This window comes from Rummeliibacillus sp. POC4 (assembly GCF_003576525.1).
GTDB lineage: Bacteria > Bacillota > Bacilli > Bacillales_A > Planococcaceae > Rummeliibacillus.
In genome coordinates, this window is record NZ_QWUA01000040.1 from 1 (window position 1) to 564 (window position 564).

A 564-nucleotide genomic window follows, 5' to 3' on the forward strand; every position below is an offset into this window, starting at 1 on the left:
GTACATCATCGACCAAATCGTTATTGCGTATTGCAACTACAAGAAGTTTCGTGATGAAAAGTTTGGAAATGATTTTGAGGATTTCACATCTCGATTGATGGATGCAACTGGTTTAGATCGAGAAGGTGCTTTGGAGTATGCAGTTAACTTTTTAGCAGCTCAAAGCAAACATAGAGGTGTTGCATAATGGTTATTCAGTTGAACATTTTTGATTGTGATGAAAAGATTCGTCAAAAAGATGATGTATTTCAACAGTTGATGGAGCTTACACCAGAGCACGCATTAGTTGTGAAAGATATGCAAATTGAACGCACAGAAAAGTTTTATGTAGTAGAGACTTCTGATTTTGAAGAAATCTTTCATGATGTTGCAGGATGCTATGAGTTTGTGAATCGGTATTTGTAATAAAAGAGGTGAAGAAACATGACCATAACTCACAGCTTAAAGATTTTACCACAATACTTTGCAGCAGTTGTAGAAGGTCGTAAAACATTCGAAATTAGAAAGAATGACCGTGGATTTCATGAAGGTGATCTAATCGTGCTAAGGGAATGGAACGGCAAT

Annotated in this window: 3 protein-coding genes; all 3 read left to right on the top strand. The window is 36.3% G+C overall.

The window, feature by feature from the left end; genetic code table 11:
* The coding region (locus D1606_RS18765) for a hypothetical protein (protein WP_158582371.1) at positions 1-187 on the top strand (187 nt) is incomplete at its 5' end.
* Positions 187-405 carry a hypothetical protein gene (locus tag D1606_RS11825; RefSeq protein ID WP_119416219.1) on the top strand — a complete coding sequence of 73 codons (219 nt, stop codon included), beginning with the start codon at positions 187-189 and terminating at the stop codon, positions 403-405. The genes D1606_RS18765 and D1606_RS11825, both read left to right, overlap by 1 nt.
* A gap of 18 nt (positions 406-423) precedes the next feature.
* A partial coding sequence (locus D1606_RS11830) for a DUF3850 domain-containing protein (protein ID WP_119416220.1) occupies positions 424-564 on the top strand: 141 nt, incomplete at its 3' end.